This is a genomic window from Halomonas sp. MMH1-48 (assembly GCF_022348105.1).
Taxonomy (GTDB): domain Bacteria; phylum Pseudomonadota; class Gammaproteobacteria; order Pseudomonadales; family Halomonadaceae; genus Vreelandella; species Vreelandella piezotolerans.
In genome coordinates this window covers 169,527-193,928 of sequence record NZ_JAKRFL010000004.1, presented here as the reverse complement: position 1 = coordinate 193,928, position 24,402 = coordinate 169,527, and the positions used below count along the sequence as shown (strand labels likewise).

At 59.8% G+C, this 24,402-nt stretch carries 24 protein-coding genes; 14 read left to right on the top strand and 10 right to left on the bottom strand.

Features of this window, described 5'->3' with window-relative positions; genetic code table 11:
- Window positions 1-27: 27 nt before the first annotated feature.
- The 5 genes from ybiO to MHM37_RS05980 form a co-directional block, all read right to left on the bottom strand.
- Window positions 28-2,391: a mechanosensitive channel protein gene (gene ybiO / locus MHM37_RS06000; protein WP_139525979.1), complete on the bottom strand. Its 2,364-nt coding sequence runs from the start codon at window positions 2,389-2,391 to the stop codon at window positions 28-30.
- A gap of 201 nt (window positions 2,392-2,592) precedes the next feature.
- A complete protein-coding gene (locus MHM37_RS05995; protein ID WP_139525980.1) occupies window positions 2,593-3,024 on the bottom strand; it encodes a YqaA family protein in 432 nt (143 codons plus the stop codon).
- A gap of 19 nt (window positions 3,025-3,043) precedes the next feature.
- Entirely contained in the window at window positions 3,044-3,868 is an 825-nt protein-coding gene (locus MHM37_RS05990) for an IclR family transcriptional regulator C-terminal domain-containing protein (protein WP_139525981.1), read from the bottom strand.
- 112 nt (window positions 3,869-3,980) lie between these two features.
- Window positions 3,981-4,781 (bottom strand): enoyl-CoA hydratase, encoded by an 801-nt coding sequence (locus MHM37_RS05985; RefSeq protein ID WP_239296800.1) that lies wholly within the window; start codon window positions 4,779-4,781, stop codon window positions 3,981-3,983.
- Between the two features lie 107 nt (window positions 4,782-4,888).
- The gene (locus MHM37_RS05980) at window positions 4,889-5,848 is read right to left on the bottom strand and encodes a rhodanese-related sulfurtransferase (RefSeq protein WP_139525983.1); all 960 of its coding nucleotides are present in this window, start codon (window positions 5,846-5,848) and stop codon (window positions 4,889-4,891) included.
- Between the two features lie 225 nt (window positions 5,849-6,073).
- Here MHM37_RS05980 and MHM37_RS05975 point away from each other — a divergent pair, with 225 nt between their 5' ends.
- Window positions 6,074-6,763: a pirin family protein gene (locus tag MHM37_RS05975; RefSeq protein ID WP_139525984.1), complete on the top strand. Its 690-nt coding sequence runs from the start codon at window positions 6,074-6,076 to the stop codon at window positions 6,761-6,763.
- Between the two features lie 99 nt (window positions 6,764-6,862).
- On the opposite strand, the gene serA is transcribed toward MHM37_RS05975, so the two are convergent.
- Window positions 6,863-8,107 (bottom strand): phosphoglycerate dehydrogenase, encoded by a 1,245-nt coding sequence (gene serA, locus MHM37_RS05970; protein WP_139525985.1) that lies wholly within the window; start codon window positions 8,105-8,107, stop codon window positions 6,863-6,865.
- A gap of 275 nt (window positions 8,108-8,382) precedes the next feature.
- Here serA and MHM37_RS05965 point away from each other — a divergent pair, with 275 nt between their 5' ends.
- The 5 genes from MHM37_RS05965 (at window position 8,383) to MHM37_RS05945 (ending at window position 12,985) form a co-directional block, all read left to right on the top strand.
- A complete protein-coding gene (locus MHM37_RS05965; protein WP_139525986.1) occupies window positions 8,383-8,658 on the top strand; it encodes an exodeoxyribonuclease VII small subunit in 276 nt (91 codons plus the stop codon).
- On the top strand, window positions 8,652-9,545 hold the full coding sequence (gene ispA / locus MHM37_RS05960; protein WP_139525987.1) for a (2E,6E)-farnesyl diphosphate synthase: 894 nt from the start codon (window positions 8,652-8,654) through the stop codon (window positions 9,543-9,545). Before MHM37_RS05965 ends, ispA begins: the two co-directional genes overlap by 7 nt.
- 2 nt (window positions 9,546-9,547) lie before the next feature.
- Complete coding sequence (gene dxs, locus MHM37_RS05955; protein WP_139525988.1) at window positions 9,548-11,482, top strand: 1-deoxy-D-xylulose-5-phosphate synthase; 1,935 nt, start codon at window positions 9,548-9,550, stop codon at window positions 11,480-11,482.
- 43 nt (window positions 11,483-11,525) lie between these two features.
- Complete coding sequence (djlA, locus tag MHM37_RS05950) at window positions 11,526-12,287, top strand: co-chaperone DjlA (protein WP_139525989.1); 762 nt, start codon at window positions 11,526-11,528, stop codon at window positions 12,285-12,287.
- Window positions 12,288-12,355: 68 nt separating this feature from the next.
- Window positions 12,356-12,985, top strand: a complete 630-nt coding sequence (locus MHM37_RS05945) for a glutathione S-transferase family protein (protein ID WP_139525990.1) — start codon at window positions 12,356-12,358, stop codon at window positions 12,983-12,985.
- Here MHM37_RS05945 and MHM37_RS05940 read toward each other — a convergent pair whose 3' ends face one another.
- From MHM37_RS05940 to ribA, 3 genes are all read right to left on the bottom strand, one after another.
- Window positions 12,986-13,522 carry a hypothetical protein gene (locus MHM37_RS05940; protein ID WP_231125645.1) on the bottom strand — a complete coding sequence of 179 codons (537 nt, stop codon included), beginning with the start codon at window positions 13,520-13,522 and terminating at the stop codon, window positions 12,986-12,988.
- Between the two features lie 20 nt (window positions 13,523-13,542).
- On the bottom strand, window positions 13,543-14,712 hold the full coding sequence (locus MHM37_RS05935) for a zinc-dependent alcohol dehydrogenase (RefSeq protein WP_139525991.1): 1,170 nt from the start codon (window positions 14,710-14,712) through the stop codon (window positions 13,543-13,545).
- Between the two features lie 165 nt (window positions 14,713-14,877).
- On the bottom strand, window positions 14,878-15,513 hold the full coding sequence (ribA, locus tag MHM37_RS05930; RefSeq protein ID WP_139525992.1) for a GTP cyclohydrolase II: 636 nt from the start codon (window positions 15,511-15,513) through the stop codon (window positions 14,878-14,880).
- A gap of 221 nt (window positions 15,514-15,734) precedes the next feature.
- Between ribA and hemE the strand changes: the two genes are divergently transcribed.
- From hemE to MHM37_RS05890, 8 genes are all read left to right on the top strand, one after another.
- Complete coding sequence (gene hemE, locus MHM37_RS05925) at window positions 15,735-16,847, top strand: uroporphyrinogen decarboxylase (protein WP_139525993.1); 1,113 nt, start codon at window positions 15,735-15,737, stop codon at window positions 16,845-16,847.
- A complete protein-coding gene (speE, locus tag MHM37_RS05920) occupies window positions 16,847-17,707 on the top strand; it encodes a polyamine aminopropyltransferase (RefSeq protein ID WP_139525994.1) in 861 nt (286 codons plus the stop codon). The genes hemE and speE overlap by 1 nt, the downstream gene beginning before the upstream one ends.
- Window positions 17,708-17,794: 87 nt before the next feature.
- On the top strand, window positions 17,795-18,817 hold the full coding sequence (locus tag MHM37_RS05915; protein WP_139525995.1) for an amino acid ABC transporter substrate-binding protein: 1,023 nt from the start codon (window positions 17,795-17,797) through the stop codon (window positions 18,815-18,817).
- A gap of 213 nt (window positions 18,818-19,030) precedes the next feature.
- Window positions 19,031-20,056 carry an amino acid ABC transporter substrate-binding protein gene (locus tag MHM37_RS05910; protein ID WP_139525996.1) on the top strand — a complete coding sequence of 342 codons (1,026 nt, stop codon included), beginning with the start codon at window positions 19,031-19,033 and terminating at the stop codon, window positions 20,054-20,056.
- A gap of 84 nt (window positions 20,057-20,140) precedes the next feature.
- On the top strand, window positions 20,141-21,331 hold the full coding sequence (locus MHM37_RS05905) for an amino acid ABC transporter permease (RefSeq protein WP_139525997.1): 1,191 nt from the start codon (window positions 20,141-20,143) through the stop codon (window positions 21,329-21,331).
- A 20-nt stretch (window positions 21,332-21,351) separates the two neighbouring features.
- Complete coding sequence (locus tag MHM37_RS05900; RefSeq protein WP_139525998.1) at window positions 21,352-22,452, top strand: amino acid ABC transporter permease; 1,101 nt, start codon at window positions 21,352-21,354, stop codon at window positions 22,450-22,452.
- Between the two features lie 38 nt (window positions 22,453-22,490).
- Window positions 22,491-23,267 (top strand): amino acid ABC transporter ATP-binding protein, encoded by a 777-nt coding sequence (locus tag MHM37_RS05895; protein ID WP_269202181.1) that lies wholly within the window; start codon window positions 22,491-22,493, stop codon window positions 23,265-23,267.
- A gap of 97 nt (window positions 23,268-23,364) precedes the next feature.
- On the top strand, window positions 23,365-23,757 hold the full coding sequence (locus MHM37_RS05890) for a Rid family detoxifying hydrolase (RefSeq protein WP_139525999.1): 393 nt from the start codon (window positions 23,365-23,367) through the stop codon (window positions 23,755-23,757).
- Here MHM37_RS05890 and MHM37_RS05885 read toward each other — a convergent pair.
- A complete protein-coding gene (locus MHM37_RS05885; protein ID WP_139526000.1) occupies window positions 23,754-24,347 on the bottom strand; it encodes a histidine phosphatase family protein in 594 nt (197 codons plus the stop codon). The two genes, MHM37_RS05890 and MHM37_RS05885, sit on opposite strands and share 4 nt — an antisense overlap.
- Window positions 24,348-24,402: the final 55 nt, after the last annotated feature.

The following is a 24,402-nucleotide window of genomic DNA, read 5'->3' as shown; positions in this document are numbered from 1 at the left end:
GCCTCTCGTAGGTCACGATATCAATGCTTAGGTCTCATCGACATCGTCATGATCCGGCTTGTGATGCTCCGGGTTATGCTGTAGTGCGTCTTCGCTGCGCTCTGACAAGGGCGCCGTTTCGGTCCGTTTTTTCTCGGCTTTCGCCTCCAAAATACGCACGTTGGCGGGCGGCGTCTTGCCCCCTTTGGTTTCGCCAAAGTAGAGCGTGGTATGCGGGAACGGAATCTCGATGCCCGCGGCGTCGAAGCGCAGCTTGACCAAACGATTGTAAGCGCGGCCCACGGCCCACTGATCGCCTGGCGTGGTCTTGATCACGACACGGATATTGACCGAGCTGTCGGCCAGCGCGGTGACACCCGCCACGGTCATGTCCGCCAACAGTTTATGACCATGCTCTTCGCTGGCTTTAAGATCTTCGAAGGCTAGCTGTAGCTGCTCGATCGCCTCGTCGATACTTTCGTTGTAACCAATGCCGTACTCGCCCACATGGTTGCCGTACTCACGCATGTAGTTGGAGACGGTATCGACGCTGGAGAACGGTACGATATGGTAGGTACCGGACAGGTCACGAATGCCCACCGAGCGGATACTCAAACGCTCGGCCGTGCCGGTCACGCCGCCCACGGTGACCACGTCGCCGGTGTTCATGGCGTTCTCTACCTGAATGAACACCCCGGTGATCACATCCTGCACCAGCTTCTGCGCACCAAAACCAATCGCCAGACCCAGCACACCGGCACCGGCAATCAGCGGCCCGATGTTGATGCCGATTTCCGACAGCACGATCATGCCGGTGATGGTCACCATGGCAATTGCCAGCGCGTTACGGAATAAACTCAGCAGCGTTTTGGCGCGAGCCGACGGCTCACCATGTCCGGTTTCCGGGTTGAGCTTGTGCTCGATCAGGCTCGCCAGCCCCAGCCAGACACCGAGAGCCACGATCAGAATGACGGCCACGCTGATCAGGTTACCCACTAGGTTGGCGCCACGCTCGGAAGCATACCAAGCGGCGAGGTTAAAGGCTCCCCAGGCGTCCAGCACGACCATGATTACCGCGACGACGATCACCGTGCGCAGCACGCGCAGCGCGTTGGGCACGTAGCTATTCAAACGCACTTCCAAAAGCGGCAGTTTGCGGCGCAGATCGTCGGAGAGCTGGATACGACGGCCAATGGTTTGCGTCAGAAACGCAGAGAGCAGCAGGCCTACGACCACGGCCCCCAAGGTTTTTAGTGTCGCGTAAAGTACGAAGGGCAGCGCATCGCCTGGACGGGTCAGGGTCAGCACGAACACCATCAGGAAGTAGATCAATGCAAACAGGTGCCACGTCCGGGCAAACAGCTGCAGCGACACACGGCTCGCCGTCAGCGTCGAGCGCGCGCTCATTTGATTTAGATTATCGCGCAGGCGCACGCGGTTTTTGAGCACCACGCCCACCGCATAGATAAACGCCAGCAGCATGATCAGCGTGCCGACCGCTTGTCCCAGGGTGGCGGCCACATAGAAGTTGACCAGCGGCACGACGACCATCAGGCCGTACCCCACCATGCCAATCAGGCGCGCCAGCCAGCGGTTCCAATACGAGGCTTCTTGAGCTGAAATCGGTAATAAGCGAAGACCCTCGTAACGCGAGGAGAAGAGCATTCGTACACCGGCTTTGAGCAGTTCGATGATCAAGAAGGCATTTAAAAAGAGCGACGCGCGGGTAGAGAGTTCACCGGTCTCTCCCACGGCAAAGGTGGCCACCAAGTTACCGCCAACGTACGCCAGGGCGATCAAAAGAATATCGACGACCGCGGCGACCGCGACACACAGCACTAAACGTAGCACCGGCGTCAGTCCCGTGCCCTGCTGTGACCAGCCGCTGATTTTGGTGAACAATGATTTTGCCAACCGGCGGAACACCATAAAAATGGCGAAGGTCGCCACGATCACGATGCCCAGGTTGATGGCTGCGCTCATGAAGGCCGCCATATCGAAGCTGCTGCCCGTGCCTTGGCCGGTGAACATATTGCCGACGATCGCCGCAGCCTGCTCGATCTGACCGCCCACATCACCTACTACACGGCTGGTCAACTCTGCCAACTGGCGGGGTAGTGAGACGTCCTCGGGCGCTACGTTGCCCCCCGCGGCAGCGGCTTCCGGCGACAGCTCGGCCGCAACGCCAGCAGGCAACTCAGACGCTTGATTACGCAGCAGTTCAATGAGCTCCTGGCGGGCCTGCTCGTCTTCCAGCAGGTCGGCCAGCGCCGCATAAGAGGGCTGCTCTTCAGCGACGGACGCATCGCTCTCGGCGCTTAACGTGGTTTGCGCCATGGCTGGCCCGGCCAGCATGGCGAACAGCGCCAGCATCCAGACGCTGAGCCAGGGGAGTAAACGTAGTGACGTCACACCATAACCTCCTTTTGGGTGAGTATTTGCCATCCTGCCCTCGTTAAAATTCAACCTAAGAATGTTAAACACAGGATAGTGCATCCAATGGAAATGCAAGCTTTGTATAACGCTCGATCCAAAGTGACTAGCGTAACATGACTCGAAGAAAGAGACGTTAACGCGACTGTTTTTTGCGCGCCATATAAGACAAGGTAACCTTCAGTGGCAGTAAGGGGCTAACCACTGCTGAGCCATGGTGATCAACAGAGCGTAACGCGCCCCTTTGGCCAATACGATCCACAACATCGCCCGCCACCAAGCAAGGCGCATCACCCCTGCCAGCACGGTGAGCGGATCGCCAATCACGGGTAACCAAGACAGCAGCAGGCTCGCCTCACCAAAGCGGTGATACCAGCGCTCGGCGCGGGCCAGCCCCTCAGGCGACGCCGGAAACCAGCGGCGATCTTGAAACTGACGAGCGTAGCGGCCCAGGGCCACATTGATCAAACTGCCCAGCGTGTTACCCACGGTAGCCACAGCCCACAACGCCAGCGCAGGCTCGCCCACACACCATAGCCGCGCCAGCCACACTTCCGAGCCACCGGGTAGCAGCGTGGCGCTCGCCAGCGCCACCCAAAACAGGCTGAACACGTTACGCGTCCTCTCTCGCTCAGCGGGGCAACTGCCCCCCCAGCTGTTGCGTGATCTCTGACGCGACCTGGCGCACTAGCGCACCGAGCACGAGCAGGCGCTCTTCGGGGATACGCGCCATGGGGCCCGAGACAGAGATGGCGGCCAGCGGCGTGGCGTGCTCATCGAAGATGCAGGCCGCCACACAGTGCAGGCCAATGGCGTGCTCTTCTCGATCACAGGCAAAGCCCTGGGCACGAATGTCGGCCATTTCTGTCTGCAGCGAGTCCGTTCGGTAGAGGGTGTTCTCCGTGACGCGTGCCAGCTCATAGCCGCCTTCCAGCAGTGCACTACGCTCCTCTTCGCTCGTCCACGCTAGCAGCGCCTTGCCCACGCCGGAGGCGTGCAGTGGGGCGCGGGAGCCCAAGCGCGTAATCATGCGCATCATCTGCGGAGACTCGTTTTGAGCAAGAAAGACCGCCGTGGCCCCGTCGCGAATACCTAGATTGGCCGTCTCACCGGTCTCCGCGGTGAGGCGGCGTAAAAAGGGGCGACTTTTAGCCACCACGTCGCGGGCCTCTAGAAAACTGTTACCAATACGGAAGGTTTTGACATCGATACGCCACAGGCCCTGGTCACTCTCCTGGGTCACGAAGCCCTGGCCTTGTAGCGCTTGCAGCAGGCGATGGGTGGTCGAAGGGGCCAAGTCGGCCATCTCCGCCAGCTCCGAGAGTGCAAGGCCCAGCGGGCTAGCGGATAGGTATTCGAGCAGCGTGAGGCCACGCACCAACGATTGGCTATGCCCTCCGCTCGCTTTCGTGGCTCCCGCCGGACGTCCGACTGATCTGCGCTTGGCTTCACTCACCTGACTACTCTCCTGACGGCGCTCAATACGTAAAAAGCCAGCAGGATAACGCGCCGCAGGGGGCGCTGTCGCGTTTACGGAAACAAATTCCACCAATGGCTAGCAGCGTGTACTAGCGATGCTGCCAGCGAGGCGCGCGCTTTTCGATAAACGCATCGATGCCTTCTGCCACATCCTCGGCCAGCATGTTGCACGCCATGGTGTCGCCCGCAAAGGCATAGGCCTCTTCCAGCGGCATAGCGAGCTGGCGGGCAAACATCGCTTTGCCGGTACGCACCGCCACCGCGCTTTTACCACCAATGCTGGCCGTTAGCGACGCCACGGCACTGTCTAGCTCGCCCTCTTCGGCAACACGATTGATCAGCCCCCACTCGGCGGCGGTGTCGGCGCTAATGAAGTCACCGGTCAATAGCATCTCCATGGCGCGTTTACGGGGAACATTACGCGAGAGCGCTACGGCGGGCGTCGAGCAAAACAGGCCCACGCTAATGCCGGAGACGGCAAAGCGGGCGCTGCTGGCGGCCACGGCCAAGTCGCAGCTGGCGACGAGCTGGCAGCCGGCGGCGGTCGCGATGCCCTGTACTTTGGCAATCACAGGGACAGGACAATGAACAATGCTTTGCATCACCTGGCCACAGCGCGCGAAGAGCGCTTGGTAGTATGCTTCGTCGGGGTTCGCGCGCATCTGCTTCAGATCGTGGCCTGCACAAAACGCCTTGCCGTTGGCCGCTAGCACCACACAGCGCACCCGATCGTCTTGGGCAATGTCATCCAGCGCCGTTTGCAGCGCGTCCAGCATCGCCTCTGAGAGCGCATTGAAGCGCTCGGGCTGGTTGAGCGTGAGGGTGACGACGCCCTCCTGCGCGGTGCGCATTAGGCAGTCGTTGGATGGGGATGCATGAGTGGGCGACATGGCAGGCTCCTGGGCAGATGTGGCTACCCAGTCTAGCGCTTGCTGGGGCCGCCGAGGGCGCGCTACGACCAAAGTGGCCTCCCGGTCGGCGGCAGGCCACCTCTGGGTTACGCCTTCTCGCGGGCGTCCTGGCGAGGGTTGTAACCCAGCGGGTGAGGTTCGCCGCGCGCTTTGGCCAGCTCGATCTGACGCTGACGCTCGCGGGCGGCGGCGCGGGTTTTCTCGGGCAGCGAGTCGATGCAGTGGGGACAGCTGATGCCTGGCTCGTAGGCCGACGACTGCATATCCTCCTGGGAGATCGGCATCCGGCAGGCGTGGCACTGCTCGTGCTCGCCTTCGCTAAGATCGTGACGCACGGTGACTCGGTTATCGAACACGAAGCACTCGCCCCGCCACAGCGACTGCTCTTCCGGTACTTTTTCCAGATAGTTCAACACGCCGCCTTTCAGGTGGTAGACCTCTTCGAAGCCCTCTTTCAGCATAAAGCTGGAGGCTTTTTCGCAGCGGATACCGCCGGTGCAGAACATGGCGACTTTTTTATGCTGTTCCGGATTGTAGTGCTCGCGGACATACTCCGGGAACTCGCGGAAGGTGGTGGTTTTTGGGTCGATCGCCCCCTCGAAGCTGCCAATCGACACTTCGTAGTCGTTGCGCGTATCGATGACCAGTACGTCCGGGTCGGAAATAATAGCGTTCCAGTGCTCTGGCTCGACATAGGTGCCCACGGTGTCGTTCGGGTCGATACCCGGCACGCCCAGCGTCACGATCTCTTTTTTGAGCTTTACTTTGGTGCGATAGAACGGCGGCTCGTCACAAAACGACTCTTTGTGGTCGATATCGGCCAGGCGCGGGTCGGCGGTCAGCCAGGCCAGCAGGGCGTCGATGCCCTCGCGGCTCCCAGCCACGGTACCGTTGATGCCCTCTTTGGCGAGCAGCAGCGTGCCTTTTACGTCGTTATCGACCATCGTTTGACGCAGCGGCTCGCGCAGCGCTTCGAAATCGTTCAGAGTAACAAATTTGTACAGCGCCGCCACCACGATGGGCGGCGTTGGGGTCGGGGTCGTCATGGCGTGCTCCTGGTAGTCGCCCTCGCAAAGGGCGGACCGGGTTAAATGAACGCGCGTATGATAGCAAAAAGTGCGCCTTCGGCGCATCTCGGCGAGGCTGACCCAGATCAAAGACGTGTCAATCGTCGATTATTTCGACGCCATCATTGAGAAAGCTTCATCCCACGACGCACACACTCGGTCGTATAGTAGACGGCAACTCGACTCCGTCATTGAGGTGCTTTCATGAAGATTCGTCGTTCCAACGAGCGGGGCTACGCGGACCACGGCTGGCTGCGCTCCTACCACACCTTCTCCTTCGCCAACTATATGGATCCCAACCATATGGGCTTCCGTGCGCTGCGGGTGATCAACGAAGATCGCGTCGCACCCGGCCACGGCTTTGGTGCCCACCCCCACCGGGATATGGAGATCATTTCCTACGTGCTCGAAGGCGAGATGGAGCACAAAGACAACATGGGCAATGGCGAAGTCATGCGCCCTGGCGACGTGCAGCGCATGTCGGCGGGTACCGGCGTCCTGCACAGCGAGTTCAACCACTCCCAGGAAAACGGCCTTCACTTTTTGCAAATCTGGATCGAAACCGCCCAGCGTGGCATTCGGCCCAGCTACGAACAGAAGCACTTCCCCAGCGCCGAGCGGCAGGGCCAGTGGCGTTTGGTCCTCTCCCCCGATGGCCGTGATGGCTCGGTGAGCGTGAACCAAGACGTCAACCTTTACGCCAGCCTGCTAAGCGCCGGGGACCACCTCACGACACCGCCCTCACGCTACGCATGGCTACATGTGGTGAAAGGGACCATCGAGGTGAACGGCGAACGGCTCACCACCGGCGATGCCGCTGCGTTTACGCCGGATGAGCACGTCGAGCTCACCAGCAGCGACGCCAGCGAAGTGCTGCTGTTCGATCTAGCCTGATAACGTCTTGTTAGGTCATTGATGAAACGCAAAACGGCCCCTGCGGGGCCGTTTTGGTGACAAGCGCTAACTCACTATTTACTTAGCTATTTTGCTTGCTTAGCTATTTTGCGCCGAGTAGAGCACACGAATCTTCAGCGTGTGTTCCACTTCCTTCAGCGCTTCCAGCGCCTGCGGGCCGTAGGCTTTATCGACATCGATGACCACGTAGCCGACCTTATCGTTGGTCTGCAGATACTGGCCCGAAATATTGATGCCGTTTTCCGACAACACGCGGTTGATCTGAGAAAGCACGCCGGGCACGTTGTCGTGAATGTGCAGCAGACGGTGCTTGTCCGGATGGGCGGGCAACGCCACTTCGGGGAAGTTGACCGAGGTGACCGTGGTACCGTTGTCCGAGTAAGTGATGAGCTTCTCGGAGACTTCGATACCGATATTCTCCTGAGCCTCCAACGTCGAACCACCGATGTGTGGCGTCAGAATCACGTTGTGCAGGCCACGCAGCGGGCTTTGGAACTCTTCGTCGTTGCCCTTCGGCTCGACTGGGAAGACATCGATGGCCGCGCCATTGAGTTTTCCCGCTTTGATCGCCTCGGCAAGCGGCTCGATCTCAACTACGCTGCCGCGGGCGGCGTTGATCAGAATCGCTCCGTCCTTCATGGCCGCGATCTCTTTGGCACCGATCATCCAGCGGGTCGAGGCCAAGTCCGGCACGTGCAAGCTGACCACGTCAGCGCGGCCGAGTAGCTCTTCCAGGCTGCCTACCTGATTAGCGTTCCCCATACCCAACTTGGTAATCACGTCGTAGTAAATGACGTTGAAGCCCAAGGATTCGGCCAATACGGAGAGCTGCGCGCCAATGCTGCCATACCCCACGATACCGAGGGTTTTGCCACGCGCCTCGTGGGAGTTTTTCGCCGATTTCAACCAGCCCCCCTGGTGAGCACGGGCATTCTTTTCGGGGATACCGCGCAGCAGCATGATCGCTTCGGCCAGCACCAGCTCAGCCACCGAGCGTGTGTTGGAGTACGGCGCGTTGAAGACCGCGATACCGCGCTTGAGCGCCGCATCCAGGTCGACCTGGTTGGTACCGATACAGAAACAGCCCACACTCACCAGCTTCTCGGCCGCCTCGAACACGCGCTCAGTCAACTGCGTGCGGGAGCGGATACCGATGAAGTGAACATCGCGAATCTTCTCGATCAGCGCCTCTTCATCCAGCGAGGTCGGCAGAAGCTCGATGTTCTCGTAACCGGCGTTGTGAAAATTGTCCACCGCGCTTTGGTGGACGCCCTCGAGTAGCAGGATCTTGATCTTGCTCTTTTCCAGGGACGTTTTGGCCATGGCTGAATCAACCTCTATGGTCGGCGGCATGCGCCGTGTATCGGTTCACGGGAGGCGCATATGGTAGCACAGCCGCTGGCGCTCTCGGCGGCCTGGTGTGATGAAAAGTGTGCGCTTTCAAGATGAACGCAGCGCAAGTCGATCAATCAACCCATGGTGAGGGCAGACGCCGCCCCCTCGCCTCGGTGTATACTGTGCGTTTATTTGACAGCACGCAGCCACACTCGTCGCCCTGGCGGACACTAGGGCGCCCGGAAAACGGTAGGCACTGCCCGATGAGCGACACGACACCCCCACACGATTTTGCCGCAACGGTGGCCCAACTCGAGACCATTGTGGAACGCCTGGAGTCCGGCGAACTCTCATTGGAAGATGCGCTGACCGCCTTCGAGCAAGGCGTACGACTCACCCGCGACGCCCAGCAGCGGCTCGACAGCGCCGAGCTGAAGGTCCGGGCGCTGAGCGAAGATGCCGACGGCAAACTCGACGTCGCTCCCTTTGCCAGCACCTCGGAAGCAGGCGATGACAGCGAGGAGACGCCGCCATGGTAACGGCTCAAGCTTCCCGGCTTACCACGCTGCGCCACGCCAGCAGCCGCCGTGTCGACGCGACGCTTGCCGCTCTGTTCGACGCTCGCCCCGCCGTCGATGCGCGCCTGGAAGCCGCCATGCGCCACGGCCTGCTGGTCGGTGGTAAGCGCCTACGTCCACTGCTGGTCTATTTAGCGGGCCAAGCCCTCGGGGCGAGCGACGACGACCTTGACGCGCCAGCGGCCGCCATCGAACTGATTCACGCCTACTCGCTGATTCACGACGACCTGCCTGCCATGGACGATGACGACTTGCGGCGCGGTCAGCCCACGGTGCACAAAGCCTTTGATGAGGCCACCGCCATTTTGGCGGGCGATGCCCTGCAAGCGCTGGCATTCGAAGTGCTCGCGAGTCGCCCATCTCCTCGCCTGAGCCAACTAGTCACTACCCTGGCAGTCGCCTCGGGCCGTGACGGTATGGTGGCGGGGCAAGCGCTGGATCTGGCCGCCGTGGGCGGCCACCCGGATGCCGAGGCCATGGCCCACATGCATGCCCATAAAACCGGCGCGCTGATCGTCGCTGCCGTCCGGCTAGGGGGGCTCGTCGCCGTGGATGACCACGATCCGCGCCTGGCGGCGCTGATTCGCTACGCCCGCGCCATTGGGCTAGCCTTCCAGATTCATGACGACATCCTGGATGTGACGGGTGACACCGCCACGCTGGGCAAAATGTCCGGCGCTGACGCTGCCCGCGCCAAACCTACTTATCCCAGCTTGCTGGGTCTGGAAGGGGCGCAGCGTAAAGCGAACACGCTTATTGACGAGGCCATTGCCGCCCTCGCCCCGCTAGGCGAGCAGGCCGCACCCCTGGCCGACCTTGCCCACTATATGATCGAGCGCGACCACTAACGATGCCTATGAAGCTGTTCGACGAGATACCCCGCGAGCGCCCGGCGACGCCACTGCTCGACTCCTTTGACCACCCCGCCGCGCTGCGGGCCATGAACGCCAAGCAGCTCGCCCAGCTCGCCGACGAGCTGCGTGCCTACTTGCTCTACAGTGTCGGCGTTACCGGCGGCCACTTTGGTGCCGGGCTAGGCGTTGTCGAGCTCAGCGTCGCGCTGCATCACGCCTTTCACACACCGAAAGACCGCTTGGTATGGGACGTGGGCCATCAGGCCTACCCGCATAAAATCCTCACTGGGCGGCGCGATGCCATGCTCAGCATTCGCCAGCACGGCGGCTTGGCGGCATTTCCACGTCGAGCCGAGTCCGAGTACGACACCTTTGGCGTGGGCCACTCCAGCACCTCGATTTCTGCCGCGCTAGGCATGGCTCTGGCCGCCCAAGCGCAGCGAGACCCGCGCAAGGTATGCGCCATCATTGGCGACGGCGCGCTGACCGCGGGAATGGCGTTCGAAGCGCTGGCTCACGCAGGCCACGTCAATGCCAATCTGTTGGTCGTGCTCAATGACAACGAAATGTCGATTTCCGAAAACGTCGGCGGCATTGCCACCTACCTTGCTCGGGTGCTCTCCAGCAAGCCCTACCTCAAAATGCGCGAAGAGGGCAAAAAGGTGCTCTCGCACCTGCCCGGCGCGCTGGAGCTTGCCAAACGTACCGAAGAGCACATGAAAGGCATGGTCAGTCCCGCCACGCTATTCGAAGAGATGGGCTTTCACTATGTCGGCCCCATCGACGGTCACGACTTGGAAGCGCTGACCCAAACGCTGCGTAACCTGCGCGACCAGAAAGGGCCGCAGTTTCTGCATATCAAAACGGTCAAAGGGAAAGGCTTCCTGCCCGCCGAAGCGGACCAGATTGGCTACCATGCGATCACGAAGCTGGAAAAAACCAGCGCAACCGTGAGCGCCCCGCTGGTGAGCAAACCGGCCAGCCCCAGCGCGCCGAAGAACGCCCCCAAGAAAAAGTACTGCAACGTGTTCGGCGACTGGCTGTGCGATATGGCCGCCGCCGACCCACGCCTGATGGGCATTACACCTGCCATGGGTGAGGGCTCGGACTTGATACGCTTCTCGCAAACGTATCCCCAGCGTTACTTTGACGTGGCGATCGCCGAGCAGCACGCGGTGACTCTCGCCGCAGGGATGGCCTGTGAAGGTATGAAACCGGTGGTGGCGATCTATTCCACCTTTCTGCAGCGCGGTTACGACCAGCTGATTCATGACGTGGCGGTGCAACATCTGGACGTGACGTTCGCTATCGACCGTGCAGGTCTCGTGGGCGAAGACGGCCCCACCCACCACGGCAGCATGGATCTTTCGTTTCTGCGCTGCGTGCCGGGCATGGTGATTCTGGCGCCTGCCGATGAAGCCGAATGCCGCGCCATGCTCAGCGCCGCCTACTACCATCCTGGACCAGCCGCCGTGCGCTACCCCCGCGGCACCGGTCCTGGGGCCGTCATTCCAGAGCACCTAGAGCCGCTGGCGATTGGCGAGGCCCAGGTGCGTCGCGAGAGCACCAGCGACGGCGTGCGCATCGCGCTGCTGGCCTTTGGCAGCGTGAACAGTGCCGCCGCCGACGTGGCTGAGAAGCTCAATGCCACCCATATCAACATGCGTTCCGTAAAGCCGCTGGACCGCGACGCGGTGCTTCACGCGGCGGACGAACATGAGCTGCTGGTCACCTTGGAAGAGAACGTCGTTGCGGGCGGTGCAGGCAGCGCAGTCAACGAGCTGCTCAACGCCGAAGGCGTTCAAGTGGAAGTCCTTAACCTAGGCCTGCCAGATGCCTTCGTAGAGCACGGCACGCCCGCCGAGCTACTGCGCGACTGTGGCCTGGACGCGGAAGGTATCGAGCGCGCCATTCGTGCCCGGCTGCCGTAACGTTCATGCGCACCCCACGTGAATATAAACTATCGAGATCTCTATGTTATTTCTAATCATTGTGTTTGGTTTGATTGGCCTCGCCATCGGGGGCCCCATTGGCCTCCTGGTGGGTGGGGGCCTAGGTTGGTGGCTGGGACGGCGCATTAGTCGTCGCTTGCACGCAGCTCGCATGCAGCTTCAAGAAGGCTTTTTGGAGTCGATCTTTTCGGTGATGGGCTGCCTGTGCCAAGCGGACGGCAAGGTTACCGAAGGCGAGCTCGGCGTGACCGAAAAGCTCTTCGATCAGATGCGTTTGCAGGGTGAACACCGCGCCAAAGCGCGCGCGGCCTTCGAGCGTGGCCGCGCCGATGATTTCGATCTGGAAGCGGAGCTGGCCAAGGTCAACCGCCTGACCCAGCGCCAGCCGGTACTTCGTCAAGTCTTTTTGCAGGTTCAATTGAGCGCCATTGCCGCCGATGGCGTGCTGCACCCTGCCGAGCACGAGATGATACTGCGTGTGGCTCGCGGCGTTGGCTGTAGCGATGCCGAGGTGCAGCAAATCGAAGCCATGCTGCACGGTGCGGCGGCCAATTCTCAAGGCGCCAGCGAGGAGGCGTTGAAAGATGCCTACCGCGTGCTTGGGGTATCGGAAGATGCCAGCGACGCCGAGATCAAGAAAGCGTATCGTCGCCTGATGAGCCAAAACCATCCGGACAAACTGGCCGGCAAAGGGCTGCCGGAGAGCATGCGCGACGTCGCCCAGGCACGCACTAGCGAAATCGGCAACGCTTACGAACGTATCCGCGCAGCCCGCGGCCAATAGTCGGTCCGTGACAGACGGCAAGGGAGTCGCTACATTGAAAGCTTCACGGTACTGCCTGGAGCCGACGAATGATCTCGCTATACAGCTTTCCCAACTCCCGCTCTTTACGAGCCGCCTGGACGCTTGAAGAGCTGGGTCTGCCATACCAGTGCCACCACGTTGCGCTGGATAAAGGCGAAGGGCAAAGCACCGAGCATCTCGCCCGCCATCCGGATGGCAAAGTACCGGTACTGGAAGACGGGGAGCTAACGCTATTCGAGTCAGCCCCCATCTGCCGCTACCTCGCCGAGCGATATGGCGAGGGGCAACTGCTGCCACAGCACGAGACCGAACGCGCACAGGTCGACCAGTGGCTTAGTTTCATCGTTACCGAGATCGAGCAGCCACTGTGGCTGCAAGCCAAGCACAAATTCGCCCTGCCTCAAGACAAGCGCGTCCCTTCAGTGCTACCCACCGCCGCTTGGGAATTCCAGCGAGCCCTGCTCGCGCTCGAGCGCCGCTATCGTGGCCAGGAAAATCTGGTGGGCGATACCTTCACGTTGGCGGATCTGTTCTTAACGCACACGCTCACTTGGGCCACAAGCATGAAACATCGCTTGCCGGAGCCGCTGGTGGCCTATCGCGCCCGCCACGCCAATCGCCCAGCGCTTGCCCGCGCCGCCGAAAAAGAGCAAGCAGCGGCGCAAGCGAACCAATAATCACGCATGAGGCGCAGGAAGCCGGGGTGGCAACTGCGCCTGACCCTCTTCGGCGCGGGCGGCACCCCAGGCACTCTTCAAGCCCCCCGGAAAACCACTTCGCTGGCTATAATCTGGGGTGATACCGCCTTGATAGGCATGGCGTTGGCTCAGCGCTTTGGCGCAGCCATAATCCACTATCGTCAGCACGCCTACGGCGGTGAGTGCCAAATAAAGGTTCTCTTTATGCGACGGGTGACGCTTCAAGGCAAACGTAAGCGCTGAAAAGTCGAGCACATCCCCCACCACGCGGCTCCATATCGCGCGGGTCGGATTATCAGACAGCGCGCCGATGCCGCTGACGACTCCGCGGGCACCGCACGCGCGTATTTTATTGTGCCGCTGCGGCATTCCCAGCGCTCGGCCTAGCCGACGCGGCGCCACTAACTGATACAACCCCATCCCTAGGCTTAACCACCCCAAACCTCTGGCCAGCTTGTCCGCTGGTGACATCGAGCGTGTTGATGAGCGGGAATGGCGTTTCATCGGTGTGTTCATGCACTCCTCCCTGGGTAGCATCACGGTTTCAGTATGACTTTGACGCAGCCATCCTGTTTATCTCGAAAGGTTTGATACATTTCAGGCCCCTGGGCCAAATCCACCGCGTGGGTAATCACAAACGAAGGATCGATTTGTCCCTCGTCGATACGCCGTAACAGATCGTCCGTCCAGCGGTTGACGTGGGTTTGCCCGGTGCGCACGGTGAGGCCTTTGTTCATCAGTGCCCCCATAGGAATTTTATCGACCAACCCGCCATACACCCCGGGAATGGATAGAATACCGGCCGGACGGCAGACGTAGATCATTTCACGTAACACGTGAGCGCGGTCGGTTTCTAACCACATGGCCTGCTTTACCCGGTCGTAGACCGAGTCCAGCGAGCGCGTGGCGTGGGCTTCTAGCCCCACCGCGTCGATGCACTTTTCAGGCCCTTTACCGTGAGTCAGCTCCTGCAATCGGCCGAGTACGCTCTCGTGGGCAAAATTGAGCGGAATCGCACCGCCGGCAGCAGCCATCGAGAGTCGCTCGGGCACGTTATCAATGACCACGACCTGCTTGGCGCCCAACAGTACCGCACTGCGAACGCAGAACTGACCAACCGGGCCTGCGCCCCAGATCACGACGGTATCGGTGGGCTGAATGTCACACTGCACGGCGGCCTGCCAGCCGGTGGGAAAGATATCGCCTAGAAACAGCACCTGCTCATCGGTGAGCGTATCGGGCACTTTAATGTGGGTGGTATCGGCGAAGGGCACCCGCACAAACTCGGCTTGGCCGCCTGCATAGCCGCCAGTGAGTTGAGAGTAGCCAAATAGTCCAGCACCGCCATGGCCAAAGACTTTATCTGCCAGAGACTTGTTACGATTGGAGCGTTCGCAAACCGAGTAGTTACCGCGCTGACACTGCTCGCATTCGCCACAAAAAATGGTGAAAGGCACCACCACCCGGTCGCCTACCTTGAGGTTTTTCGTCTCGCTGCCCACCTCCATCACCTCGCCCATGAACTCGTGGCCGAGGACATCGCCACAGGACATACCGGGCATATAATGGTCGTAAAGGTGCAAATCAGAGCCGCAGATGGCGCAGCTACTCACATTGATAATGGCGTCGCGGGGATGTTCGATTGCGGGGTCGGGCACGGTGTCGTAACGAACATCGTTCTTACCGTGCCAGCACAATGCTTTCATGACGGCTTCTCCTGACTAAGGTGCATATAGCGTCCTGCTACGTATCACCATAGCTCAGACACCCAACAACCAAAGTTAAGAAAAGCAGGTTATTGCACGTTCGAAGAAAAACGCGCTTTTAACGGGCAACTTAGATTAAAAACGCGATCAATAAAGGTTAGCTACTTAGCCTTTGCGCTCGATATCCACATCGCTGGCTTGGGTAAAGTCGTCCAGCGCCATCATATGGCCAAGCTTTCCCGCCTTGGTGGAAAGATACTGCTCGTTGTGGGGATTCAAGCCAGTGGTGATCGACAGCCGCTCGACGACGTTTACCCCATCGCGACTCAACGCATCCACCTTACGAGGGTTGTTGGTCATCAGCTTAAGCGCGGTGATGCCCAAGTGGTCGAGCATCGGGACGCAGAGGTCGTAGCGGCGCATGTCGGCACCGAAACCGAGTTGCTCATTGGCCTCTACGGTATCGGCCCCCTGGTCTTGCAGATGATAGGCACGGATTTTATTGAGCAGCCCAATACCCCGCCCCTCCTGACGCAAGTAGAGCAGCACGCCGCGCCCCTCTTCGGCGATGCGCTTCAGCGCTTCTTGCAGCTGGTAGCCGCAGTCGCAGCGCATGGAAAACAGCGCATCGCCCGTCAAGCACTCGGAGTGTACGCGCCCTAGTACCGGCTCGCCGCCGCTCACATCGCCCAACGTCAAGGCGATGTGGTCCTTACCCGTGGCGTCGTCTTCGAAGCCATGCATAGTGAATGTGGCCCAGGGAGTGGGCAGCCGAGAGGCAGCAATGAAGCGAATGGTCACAGGTTTCCTCGCTGATTAACCAAACCAGTTAACCACACCAGTGTTGGCGAAGTGGGCGGACAGTTTATCAGGAAGCCGCGCGGGCCTCACGGTCTTCGCAGGGTACGACGATGTTGGCCACGGTTTGCGCCGCCATCCCCGGCGATCTTCACGTACAATTCCTATCTTCAGGTAGAATGACTCCCTTACAATGCGGGCAAATTTCTCAAGAGCAAGTGTTTATGACCACCACACCTTTGCAAAACGACCGTTTTCTTCGCGCGCTGGCTCGCCAGCCCGTTGACCGCACTCCGGTGTGGATGATGCGTCAAGCAGGACGCTACCTGCCGGAGTACCGCGCCAGCCGCGCCGACGCGGGTAGTTTCATGGACCTGTGCCGCAATCATGACCTGGCTTGCGAAGTCACCCTTCAGCCGCTGGAGCGCTACCCGCTCGACGCCGCGATTCTGTTCTCGGACATTTTGACCATCCCCGACGCCATGGGGCTGGGCCTCTACTTCGAAACCGGCGAAGGCCCCAAATTCAAGAAGACCGTGCGCACGCCGGAAGAAGTAGCGGCACTGACCGTGCCGAACGCCGAGCGCGATTTGGACTACGTGATGCGCGCGGTGTCCACTATCCGCCGCGAGCTGAATGGCCGCATGCCGCTGATCGGCTTCTCCGGCAGCCCTTGGACGCTGGCGACGTATATGGTCGAGGGCGGCTCCAGCAAGGATTTCCGTCATCTGAAAACCATGCTGTACGACACGCCGGACACCATGCACCAGCTACTGGATACCCTGGCGCAGGCGGTCACCGACTATCTGAATGCGCAGATTCGTGCGGGCGCTCAGGCCGTACAGATTTTCGACACCTGGGGTGGCGCGCTCTCCACGCCGGCGTATCTAGAGTTCTCGCTGCGCTATATGGAGCAGATCGTCTCCGGGTTGATCCGCGAGCATGACGGCCGCCACGTGCCGGTGATCCTGTTCACCAAAAACGGCGGACAGTGGTTGGAGCATATCGCCTGTGCCGGTGCCGATGCCCTAGGCATCGACTGGTCGACCGAGCTATCCGATGCTCGTGCACGCGTGGGCCATAAAGTCGCCCTGCAGGGCAACCTGGACCCCAACGTGCTGTTTGCCCGCCCCTCGGCCATTCGCGCCGAAGTGGCACGCGTGCTGGAAAGTTACGGCCACGGTCCGGGTCATGTATTCAACTTGGGCCACGGCATCAGCCAGTTCACCAACCCCGATCACGTCACCGCCTTCATGGAGGCGCTGCACGACCTAAGCCCGCAGTACCATCAGGGCATTCCGACCCAAACGAACGATCAATGCCCAGGAGCCAAGTAATGAGCGACCTACGCGACGACCAGTGGTTTACCGAAGTCTTCGATAGCCATGGCAGCGCTTTCTCGCTGAAAGTCACCGAAAAACTGCTGGATGTACAGAGCCCCTACCAACACCTGGAAGTCTACGCCACGGAGACCTACGGCCACCTGATGGTGCTGGATGGCTGCGTGATGCTGACCGATCGCGATAATTTCCTGTATCACGAAATGATTGCCCACCCGGCGCTGTTCACCCATCAAGACCCCAAGCGGGTGGTGATCATTGGCGGCGGCGACTGCGGCACCTTGAAAGAAGTGTTGCGCCATCCGGGCGTCGAGAAGGTCACCCAGATCGATATTGATGAAGAAGTGACCAAGGCGGCTGAGCGCTTTTTCCCGTCGCTGGTGGAAGCCAACGGCGACCCCCGCGCCGAGCTGCTGTTTGCCGACGGCGTGAAGTGGGTCGACGACGCTGCCGACGAGAGCATCGACGTGCTGATCATCGACTCCACCGATCCGGTCGGCCCTGCCGAAGGCCTGTTCAAGACCGACTTCTTGAAACGCTGCCACCGTATTCTGAAAAGCGGCGGGGTGATGGTACAGCAGAGCGAATCGCCGCTTTATCATAGCGGTTCGATCATCCGCGAACTGCGCAACGACATGCGCGAAGCAGGCTTCGATAGCGTCGCCACGCTACCCTTCCCCCAACCGGTGTATCCCTCGGGTTGGTGGAGCGTGACGTTGGCCGGTAAAGCGACCAGCGTTGAAAGCTTCCGCGAAGAGGCTGCCGCCGATCATGAAATGCCGCTACAGTACTACACAGTAGATGCCCACCGGGGTGCCCTGGCGCTGCCGCCCTTTATGCGTAAAGCCTTCGCATAAGCGGGCAGCTACGCTAGGTATCTGGCCGGGCTCTGCCCGGCTTTTTTATGCGCCAATCATCGTGCGCGCCACGTTAAGGAATAACAAATGAACACCACGCGTTGGTTTGGATGGGGAGTCACCCTGTTAGCGCCCGCCCTATGGGTACCCACGGCCATGGCCGATACGCTACAAACGGTGCAAGAGCGCGACAGCGTGCGCTGCGGCGTCAACGCGGCTCAGCCCGGCTTTTCGTCCTTAGACGATAACGACGAGTATCGCGGTCTGGATACCGATGTGTGCCGTGCCGTGGCGGCCGCCGCGCTGGGTGATGCCAGCAAGGTCAACTTCGTGCCGTTGGATTCGGTGGAGCGCTTTGCCGCGTTGCAATCAGGTGAAGTAGATGTCCTTTCTCGCACCACCACCTGGACGTCTAGCCGCGACACCACACTGGGCATGCACTTTACCGGTGTGAGCTACTACGACGGCCAAGCCTTCATGGTGGCCAGCGACTTGGGCGTGCAGAGCGCGCAAGAGCTGGATGGCGCGGCGGTGTGTACGCAGTCGGGCACTACCAGCGAACTCAATCTTTCCGACTACTTCCGTATCAACGACATGACCTACGATGCGGTGGTGTTCGATTCACCCGAGCAGTCGATTGCGGGCTTCGAAGCAGGCCGCTGCGACGTCTTGAGTTCGGATGCCTCGCAGCTCTACGCCCAGCGCATTCAACTGGCCGATCCCAACATGGCCGTCGTCCTACCGGAAATCATCTCTAAAGAGCCGCTAGGCCCCGCCGTACGCCAAGGCGATGATCAGTGGTTCAACATCGTGAAGTGGTCACTGTTTGCCATGCTGAATGCCGAAGAGCTGGGCGTCAGCCAAGCCAACGTGGATGAGCAGCTAAGCTCAGAAAATCCCGATGTGATGCGCCTGCTTGGGCAAGACGGTGATTTTGGTGAGGCCATGGGCCTACAATCAGATTGGGCTTACCAAATCGTCAAACAGGTCGGTAACTATGCGGATATTTATGAACGCAACGTGGGCACCCACTCCGACTTCAACATTGCCCGTGGCCTGAATGCCCTGTGGAAAGATGGGGGCATTCAGTACGCGCCGCCCATTCGCTAGTGCGCTCGGTCACTCGCCAGCGGCTGCGCACCAAAAAGGCGCAGTGCGTAGCCGCTGGCGCACTTTTTTGCACCAAGACCTTCGTTAAATTCGCTGATTTTACGTTGAAAAGCGCTGAATTTGACGACATATCTTTTTTGGCACCTTCCTTGCTAGCTTTTAGTGATGCATCACCATGCATAACGACACTAAATCGAGGAAGGGGAACACAACATGATCAATAAGAAACACCTGGTACTTCTGGCCTCCGCAGGCGCCATCTCTCTTGCGGGCGTGGCGACCGCCCAAGCCGATACGCTGGAAGATACCCGCGAACGTGGTGCCGTACAGTGTGGCGTCAGCGACGGCCTGCCAGGTTTTTCCGCCCCGGACGATAACGGTAACTGGCAGGGCCTCGACGTTGACGTATGCCGTGCCGTGGCCGCTGCGGTACTGGGCGACGCCGATGCCGTCAACTACATCTCTTTGAACGCCGTCGAGCGTTTCACCGCGCTGCAGTCCGGCGAAGTGGACGTTCTGTCTCGTAACACCACCTGGACCACGACCCGCGACACTACCCTGGGTCTGAACTTCACCGGCGTTAACTTCTACGACGGCCAGGGCTTCATGGTCTCTCGCGACCTGGGTATCACCAGCGCGGCCGAGCTGGATGGCGCGGCGATTTGTATTCAATCAGGCACCACTACCGAGCTGAACCTGGCTGATTACTTCCGTGCCAACGGAATGGAGTTCGACCCCATCGTTTTCGATACCTCCGAGCAAACCGTAGGTGGCTTCCAGGCTGGCCGCTGTGACGTTCTGACGTCTGACACTTCTCAGCTGGCGGCCCTGCGCATTCAGCTCGACGACCCGTCGGGCGCGATGATTCTGCCCGACGTCATTTCCAAAGAGCCGCTGGGCCCGGTCGTACGTCAGGGGGACGATCTGTGGTTCAACATCGTGAAGTGGTCGCTGTTCGCCATGATCAACGGTGAAGAGTACGGCGTGACCAGCGAGAACGCAGAAGAGATGCTCAGCTCCGATAACCCGGACGTAGCGCGTCTACTCGGCCAGGACGGCAACTATGGTGAAGGCATGGGTCTTGACGCCGACTGGGCCTATAACATCCTGAGCCAAGTGGGTAACTACGGTGAAAGCTTCGAGCGCAACGTAGGTATGGGTTCACCGCTGGAAATCGAACGCGGTGTCAACGCCCTGTGGAACCAAGGCGGCTTCCAGTACGCACCGCCGATTCGCTAAGCGTCTCGCTTGACCCCGGCCCGCCACCCTTTTTGGTCATGGCGGGCCATTTGATTGACCTTCCGTATCGCGGAGACGCCACCCATGTCCGTAAGACCTAACGCTCGCCCCGTTGGCCAAAAGCCACCGTTCTGGCGAGACCGCGCCAAACGTGCGCTCATCTTTCAATGTCTGCTGATTGCCGCTGTCATCGCTTTTCTGTTCTATATCGTCGGCAACGTGCAAGACAACCTCTCCTCACGGGGTATCACCACAGGTTTTGGCTTCCTGAGTAATACCGCCGGTTTTGGGATCGTTCAGAGTCTGATCGACTACTCTTCCCAAAGCACCTATGGCCGCACCTTCTTCGTTGGCCTGCTGAATACGCTGCTGGTGGGTGGGTTGGGCGTTATTGCCGCCACCATCATTGGCTTTATCGTCGGTATCGCTCGTCTATCGCCCAACTGGCTGATCGCCAAGCTAGCCGCCGCGTATATCGAAACCTTTCGTAACATTCCGCTGCTGCTGCAGATTTTCTTTTGGTACTTTGCCGTGCTGCGGGCGCTCCCCAGCGCTCGAGAAAGCCTCGCGTTCGGCGAGGCCGTGTTTCTTAACGTACGCGGGCTTTATCTACCTGAGCCGCTGTTCGAATCGGGCTTCGGGCTGATTCCTGTCACCTTCGTGATCGCCATCGCGGCCAGTATTGCGCTGGTGATATGGGCAAAACGCCGTCAGGAAGCCACGGGGCAGCGAATTCCCGCTTACTGGATCTCCTTTGTACTGATCTTTGGGCTGCCCCTGTTGGTCATGTTGGCCACTGGCGTACCCATTACTTGGGAAATGCCCGAGCTGCGTGGCTTCAACTTCCGCGGCGGCATCACGGTGATTCCTGAGTTTCTGGCGCTGTGGTTCGCACTCTCGATCTACACGGCGTCGTTCATTGCCGAGATCGTGCGCTCCGGTATTCAGGCCATTTCACATGGCCAAACCGAAGCGGCGCAGGCACTGAGTCTGCCGCGCAACCTGGTGCTGCGCCTCGTCATCATTCCTCAGGCATTGCGGGTCATCATCCCCCCGCTCACCAGCCAATACCTGAATTTGATCAAAAACTCGTCGCTGGCCACGGCCATTGGCTATCCGGACCTCGTGTCGGTGTTTGCAGGCACCACGCTGAATCAGACGGGCCAGGCCATCGAGGTCATCGCGATGACCATGGCGGTGTATCTGACGATCAGCCTGCTGGTGTCGATGTTCATGAACTGGTTCAACGCCCGCGTGGCGCTGGTTGAACGCTAGGCTGAGGCGAGGAGCCACACATGATTCATAATCAAACGATGATCGAACAGCGGCCAGCGCCCAGCAACTCCGTTGGCGCGATTGCTTGGCTGCGAACGAACCTATTCAACGGGCCGATCAATACGATCTTCACGTTAATCGGCCTCTATATCCTCTATCTGCTCGTCGTGCCTACCGTGCAGTGGGCGTTCATCAACGCCGATTGGGTAGGCACCACACGCGACGACTGCTCACGGGAAGGCGCTTGCTGGGTCTTCATCAACGCACGTTTGACGCAGTTTATTTATGGCCTATATCCCAGTTCAGAGATCTGGCGCGCCAATATCGTGTTCGCCATGTTCTTTACGCTGATTGGCTGGCTGGCGATTCCCAAGCTGCCTTTCAAGCGCTGGGTGGCCATCTTTGCGCTGGTGGCATTCCCCATTATCTCGTTCGTACTGCTTTACGGCGGCTACTTCGACCTTCCCCAGGTGCCTACGCACCGCTGGGGCGGCCTGATGCTAACGCTGCTGCTGGCCACTGTGGGCATGGTAGGCGCGCTACCGATCGGCATCGTACTGGCGTTGGGACGTCGCTCGAACATGCCGATCGTCAAAAGCTTTTGCGTGGTATTTATCGAATTCTGGCGCGGCGTACCGCTGATCACCGTGCTGTTCATGGCCTCGGTGATGTTGCCGCTGTTCCTTCCTTCGGATATGAGCGTCGACCGCCTGGTGCGCGCTTTGATCGGCTTGACGCTGTTCCAAAGCGCCTACATGGCGGAGGTCATTCGCGGGGGCTTACAGGCCATCCCTAAAGGCCAGGAAGAGGCGGCAGCGGCTCTCGGCATGACCTACTGGAAACGCATGGGGCTGATCATCCTTCCCCAGGCGTTGAAGATGATGATTCCAGGCATCGTGAATACGTTCATTTCGCTGTTCAAAGATACCACCCTGGTCATGATCATCGGCCTCTTCGACCTCTTGGGGATCGTGCAAGCGGCTCTAGCCGACTCACGCTGGCTCGGCTTCTCGTTGGAAGGTTACGTGTTTGCCGCCTTCATGTTCTGGATCTTCTGTTTCAGCATGTCGCGCTACAGCCAGTACCTAGAACGCAAGCTGCATACCGGCCACAAGCGCTAACGCCGCTTTTATCAACGATTTTTTAGCAGGATAGTGACATGACTCAAGCAGCGACCAACACCCCTGGCACCAGCCCCTCTGACCTAATGGTCGAAATGCGCGGCGTGAACAAGTGGTACGGCGATTTCCACGTGCTGCGGGATATCTACCTGGAAGTGAAACGCGGCGAGCGGATCGTCATTTGCGGGCCTTCTGGCTCGGGCAAATCCACCATGATCCGCTGCATCAATCACCTAGAAGAGCACCAAAAAGGCGAGATCGTGGTGGGTGGCGTACCGCTGACCCAAGACGTCAAACGCATCGAGCAGATTCGCCGCAGCGTCGGCATGGTATTCCAGCATTTCAACCTGTTCCCTCACCTCACGGTGCTGGAAAACTGCTGTATCGCGCCAATGTGGGTACAGAAGAAGCCCCGCAAAGAGGCCGAAGCCATGGCCATGCAGTATCTGGAGCGGGTGCGTATTGCCGAGCAGGCCAAGAAGTATCCCGGCCAGCTCTCCGGCGGCCAGCAGCAGCGGGTAGCGATTGCCCGCTCGCTGTGCATGCATCCGGACGTGATGCTGTTCGATGAGCCCACCTCGGCCCTCGACCCGGAGATGATCAAGGAAGTACTGGACGTGATGATCGAACTGGCCGAAGAGGGTATGACCATGCTCTGCGTGACCCATGAAATGGGCTTCGCCAAGACCGTGGCCGACCGCGTGATCTTCATGGACCAAGGACAAATCATCGAAGAGAACGCGCCGGAGCCGTTCTTCAACAACCCGCAGTCCGAGCGTACCCAGCTCTTCTTGAGCCAGATTCTGGGGCATTAAGTCAGCTTACAGCGCCCCACAGTGCTGAACCTGGGCCTCCTATGAGGCCCATTTTTATGGGTTTTCTACGCCACAACACCACAACGAGCGAGTCATCATGGAAAAGCTATTTATCGATCGTGCACCGCAACCCATTGCGCCGTTTTCACACGCCTGCCGCGTGGGGGATTTGGTGTTCATCACCGGCCAGATGCCCACGGTGCCGGAAACCAATGAGATGCTGCTAGGCACCTTTACCGAACAAACGCACCGGGTGATGCAGAACCTGGCCATCGTACTGGAAGAGGTGGGCAGCCGCTTCGAGTACGTGGTGCAGTCGCGGGTGTTCATCACCAATATGGGGCACTTCGATGAAGTGAACCGGGTCTACGCCAGCTATTTCGACAAGCCGCTGCCCACCCGCACCTGCATTGGCGTGACTGGGCTTGCGGGCGGCGCGGATGTGGAGGTGGATATGATCGCCTGGATTCCTCCCAAAGAGGGTGCTTAACCGCCGACGAGGGTAATGCTGGCGGGTAGCAGCGCAGGCTGCTCCCGATGCTGTGTCAGCGGCTTGCCCGCCAGCGCCGTGAGCAGAATTTGTAGCGGATCGCCGTGGCTGACGATCAGCACCGTTTCGTTAGTAAAGCGCTGCTCCAAGGCTTCCAGCACGGCACACATCCGTGCTGCTACTCGGCTAACCGGCTCTACCTGCCACTGGGTATGCTCGGCGCTCTTGGCATCGAAGGCCCACACGTCTGGGTAGTGGCTATCCGCCTGCCCCTCCAATTCGCCAAAGTGGCGCTCCCTCAAGCCCGCCTCTTGCTGCATTCCCACCCCAAACGCGGCGGCCACTCGGGCGGCGGTGTGTGTCGTACGTAAAAAGTCCGAATGCACGATCTGTGTCGGCACCGGCCAGGACCACTGCGCCAGCGCTTCGGCGAGTTGCTGTTCACCCTGCTCTGATAACCCGTAGTTCGCCAGGCCCTGCTCCGGAGAGCTGATGATTTTCCCCTGAGCGTTGGCCTGGCTATGGCCATGGCGCATCAGCAGATAGCGGTTTCGCCAATGGTAGGAGGGGGTCAGGAAAGTGTTTGACATATCTTTGTAACAAACCCTAGATTGAAGATGCTCGTTTTCGAAAAATAAACATCTG